5 protein-coding genes are annotated in these 4,362 nt (G+C 75.0%); 4 read left to right on the top strand and 1 reads right to left on the bottom strand.

Going from position 1 to position 4,362, the window contains the following annotated elements; genetic code table 11:
* The coding region (locus tag E1291_RS39585) for an SDR family oxidoreductase (protein WP_131743142.1) at nt 1-652 on the top strand (652 nt) is incomplete at its 5' end.
* On the top strand, nt 639-1,709 hold the full coding sequence (locus E1291_RS39580) for a threonine aldolase family protein (protein ID WP_131743141.1): 1,071 nt from the start codon (nt 639-641) through the stop codon (nt 1,707-1,709). The genes E1291_RS39585 and E1291_RS39580, both read left to right, overlap by 14 nt.
* Before the next feature lie 102 nt (nt 1,710-1,811).
* Here the strand turns inward: E1291_RS39580 and cqsA are convergent, their stop codons facing one another.
* Nucleotides 1,812-2,984, bottom strand: coding sequence for an alpha-hydroxyketone-type quorum-sensing autoinducer synthase (gene cqsA / locus E1291_RS39575; RefSeq protein WP_131743140.1), 1,173 nt, complete (start codon nt 2,982-2,984; stop codon nt 1,812-1,814).
* 197 nt (nt 2,985-3,181) lie between these two features.
* On the opposite strand from cqsA, the gene E1291_RS39570 reads away from it, so the two are divergent.
* Nucleotides 3,182-3,775: a TIGR03086 family metal-binding protein gene (locus E1291_RS39570; protein ID WP_131743139.1), complete on the top strand. Its 594-nt coding sequence runs from the start codon at nt 3,182-3,184 to the stop codon at nt 3,773-3,775.
* 133 nt (nt 3,776-3,908) lie between these two features.
* Nucleotides 3,909-4,362 (top strand): hypothetical protein (locus E1291_RS39565; protein ID WP_207401198.1); only part of this gene is annotated, 454 nt, incomplete at its 3' end.

Raw genomic sequence — 4,362 nt, 5'->3', positions numbered from 1 at the left:
CGTGACGCGCCGCCTCGCCGCCGCGGGCGCGCGCGTCGTCGCCGCGGGCCGCCGCCCCCACGACTGGAACGACGAAAGAATCTCCCCCGCCGTGGTCGACCTCCTCGACGAGGCCGCCACCCGGGCGTGGGCCGGCGAGGTCGCCGCCCGGCACGGCCACGTCGACGGGCTCGTCCACCTGGTGGGCGGCTGGCGCGGCGGCACCCCCTTCGAGGACACCGACCTCGCCGACTGGGCGTTCCTGCACGACCAGCTCGTCCGGACCGCGCAGCACGCGACCCTCGCCTTCCACCCGTACCTGCGGGACGCGCCGCGCGGCCGGTTCGTGATCGTGTCCCAGCACTCGGCGCGGCACCCCGTGCAGGACGCCGCCGCCTACGCGACCGCCAAGGCCGCGGCGGAGGCGTGGACGCTGGCGATGGCCGACTCCTTCACCCGCGCCGCCGTCGGCACCGCGCCCGCCCCCGACGGCGACGGCCCCGCCGCCGCGATCCTGGTGGTCGAGGCGCTGCTGACCGACGCGATGCGCGACGAGCGTCCCGGCGCCGACCTCTCCCGGCTCACCCACGTCGACGACCTCGCCGACGTCGTCGCGGGCCTGTGGGACAGGCCCGCCGCCGAGCTGAACGGAACCCGTGTTGACCTCTCCTGACCCGTCTCCCCCACCCCCCGCGGGACCGGCCCGGCGCGGCTTCGCCAGCGACAACCAGGCGTCCGTCCACCCCGACGTCCTCGCCGCGCTCGCCGAGGTGAACCACGGCCACCAGCCCGCCTACGGCGACGACGCCGTCACCGCCCGGCTCCGCGACGTCGTCCGCGGGCACTTCGGAGAGCGGGCCGAGGTCTTCCCGGTGTTCAACGGGACGGGCGCGAACGTGCTGGCGCTGCAGGCCATGTCGGAGCGCTGGAGCTCGGTGATCTGTCCCGAGTTCGCGCACGTCAACACCGACGAGTGCGGCGCCGCCGAGAAGGTCGCGGGCCTCAAGGTGATCCCCGTGCCCGCGCCGGACGGGAAGCTGACCCCCGAGCTGGTCGACCGGCACGCGATCGGCATCGGCAGCCCGCAGCGCGCCCAGCCGGCCGTGGTGTCGATCACCCAGGCCACCGAGCTCGGTACCGTGTACACCCCCGGGCAGGTCGCCGCGGTCACCGCCGCCGCGCACGAACGGGGCCTGCGCGTCCACATGGACGGCGCCCGGATCGCCAACGCGGCCGCCGCGCTGGACCTGCCGATGCGCGCGTTCACCACCGACGCCGGGGTCGACGTCCTGGCGTTCGGCGGCACGAAGAACGGCCTGCTGCTCGGCGAGGCGGTCATCGTCCTGAACCCGGACGCGGTGCGGGGCCTCCGGTTCCTGCGCAAGGCCGGCATGCAGCTGGCGTCCAAGATGCGGTACCTGTCGGCCCAGCTCGTCGCGCTGCTGGACGGCGACCTGTGGCTGCGCAACGCCCGGCACGCCAACGCCATGGCGCGCCGCCTCGCCGACGCGGCGCGCCCGCTGCCCGGCGTGGAGATCACCCGGCCGGTCGAGGCCAACGAGGTGTTCGCCCTGATCCCCCGGGACGTCGCGGACCGGCTGCGCGAACGCTTCGCGTTCTACACCTGGGACGAACGGACCGGCGAGGTCCGCTGGGTGTGCTCCTTCGATACCACCGAGTCCGACGTCGACGCGTTCGCCGCCGCGCTCACCGCGGAACTGGCGGACTGACCGCGGGCCCGTCCCGGCCCTCGGGGCGTCCCGGAAACGCCCCGCGGGCGGCGTCCACGGTCACTCCGAACCGGATTCGGTGCGGGAAGGCGTCCCGGGCGGTCAGGGGATCGGCGCCGAGGTGCGGGGAGACGACTCCCGCTGGTCGCGCGCCTCGCGGAAGGCGATCAGGACGCGTTCGACGTCCTCGTCGCTCAGCCCGGCGTGCACGGACAGGCGGACGAGCGTACGGCGCACCGACGTCGCGGGCGGGAACAGCGCGGCACTGAAGATGTCACGGCTCGCCAGCGCGTCGCGCAGCGACGTCGCGTCGGCCTCCGACCCCGTCTGGAGCGCGATGATCTGCGTGTCGCCCTCGCCGAGGTCGCAGCCCAGCGCCGCCAGCCCGCGGCGCAGCCGGCCCGTGACCGCCGCGAGCCGCTCACGCCGCCAGCCCTCGTCCCGGACGACCCGCAGCGCCGCCGTGAGCCCGGCGATGTCGTGCGGCAGCAGCGTCGTGCTGAAGACGGCCGGCAGCGCGGTGTGCTTGAAGTAGTCGACGAACCCGGGCCGGTCGCAGGCGATCAGGCCGGCGCGGCCGGGGAACGCCTTGGCGAGGCTCGCGGTGCGGAAGTCGACCCGGCCGGCCAGCCCGAGCGCGGCGACCAGGCCCTCGCCCCGCTCGCCCTGCGTGCCGAGCGAGTGGGACTCGTCGACCAGCAGCAGGCAGCCGTGCTCGGCCGCGATGTCGACGAGGCCCTCCAGCGGGCAGACCGAGCCGTCGGTGCTGTAGACGGCGTCGGCGACGATCACGCCGGAGCCGCCGACCTCGATCCGCCGCCGCAGGTGCGCCAGGTCGTTGTGGCGGAAGTAGGCGATCTCGGCGCCCGCCGCCCGGGCGCCCTCCCACAGCGACATGTGCGCGAGGACGTCGAGGTAGACCGGGACGTCCGGGCCCGCGACGACCTGCAGCAGCCCCGTGTTGGCCGCCCAGCCGGACGGGCACAGCACACCCGCCCCGGCGCCCATGTGCCGGGCGAACTCGTTGCCCAGCCGGATCTGCGGATGGTCGTCGGGCAGGCAGGGGCCGGGCAGCGGCGCCGTCCCGTCCGCCGCCCGCAGGCTGGCGATCATCGCCCCGGTGATGGCCGGATGCTCGGCGATGGCCAGATAGTCGCTGCAGGTCAGCACGATCGCCCTGCCGCCGGGCGGCTGGGCCGGCTGCGCGGGGTGCCCGCCCCTGGTGCCGCGGAAGTCCTCGATGCGCTCGCCCAGACGCTGGTGGGCGCTGGTCATGGTCGTCACACTCCCCCATCGGGCGACGGTCACGGAAGGTAATGCTTCCTAATCATAGTGTGAAAAGAATCAATGGCGTACCCCAAAGCGGCGCCCGGCCCTTGAAAATCCACCCGGACGCGACAGTGGAACAAAGCATTCCGTTCTGCTAGACTGGAGCCACACCGCCCCCGGTGGAACGAAAGGAAGACGCAGCGATGAGCGAGATCACGAACTCCGGCTGGGACGTCCTCGACCGCGCCCACCAGGCCCTCCGCTCCACCGTCGCCGGCGTCCCCGCCGGCGCCTGGCGCCGGCCGACTCCCTGCGCCGAGTGGAACGTCGCCCAAGTCCTCCAGCACGCCGCCGGCGACCAGCTCGCCTACGCGTCCGCGATCACCGGGGCGCCGGGACCCGACTTCGACCCCTTCGCCCCGTCCGGCGCCCTCGACCGCGCCCCCGCAGACCTCCTCGACCCCGCGCTGGCGGCCTCCGCCGCCGCCTGGGCCACCATCGCGCCCGACGCCGCGCAGGCCCCCGTCCCCCTGCCGCCGCACTCGCTTCCCCCGTGGCTCGGCTCCGGCGCCGCGGCACTGGACGCCGCCGTCCACGCCTGGGACATCGCCGTCGCCACTGGCCAGGAGTCCCCGCTCACCGGCGCCCTCGCGCGCGACCTGCTCATCGTCGCCAAGGAGATCGTCGAGCCGTTGCGGCAGTACGGCGCCTACGCCCCGGCCATCGAGGCCGAGGACACCGGCGACGTCACCGCCCTGCTGCACTACCTCGGCCGCGACCCGCACTGGACGGCCTGACCCGCGACGAGGCACCGTCCGGGGACGGGCCGGGGACGCGCCCCGGCCCGTCCCCCCAAGCTCCCATGGCACGTTCCCCTCCAGGGCAGGCAACGGTCGCGCAACCTTCAACCGGAAGGCCGACAAAGAGGGTGTGGAGACCATCGCCGCCGGCGTCGGTTCCGCCGGGCTCGCCTGCCCGGACGGCGCCGCCCCGGCCCGCCCCGGCGGGGTTCCCGCGGCCCGGTGGGTCCGCCGGGCCGCCCTCGCCTGCGTCCTTCTCGCCGCCCTCGCCACCGTCACGATCCTCATCTTCGGTACCGCGCCGGCGCGCCCGACCGCCGCCGCGCTCGCCCACACGCGCTGGGGATTCCTCCCCGTCCTCGTCCTGCTGGCGGTGCTGCACTACGTCTTCGCGGCGCTGGCGCTGCGCGGCGCGGCCGGCCACCGGCTCCCGCTCACCGAGTCGACCCTCGCGCAGTTCACCGCCGCGGCCGCCAACCGGGTGACGCCGAGCGGCCTCGGCGCCGACGTCCACGCCGGTGCCATCGCCGTCGACATCGTCGGTTTCGGTGTCATCGGTTTCGGCGTCGTCGGTTTCGGTGTCG

It is taken from the genome of Actinomadura roseirufa (assembly GCF_900659635.1).
GTDB classification, from domain to species: domain Bacteria; phylum Actinomycetota; class Actinomycetes; order Streptosporangiales; family Streptosporangiaceae; genus Spirillospora; species Spirillospora roseirufa.
Note: the sequence above shows the minus strand (reverse complement) of the source record. Positions and strands in the feature narration are given on the sequence as shown.

Coding starts and splice junctions, on each gene's coding strand:
- cqsA (WP_131743140.1), bottom strand. CDS start 2,984: ATGACCAGCGCCCACCAGCGTCTGGGCGAGCGCATCGAGGACTTCCGC.
- E1291_RS39570 (WP_131743139.1), top strand. CDS start 3,182: ATGAGCGAGATCACGAACTCCGGCTGGGACGTCCTCGACCGCGCCCAC.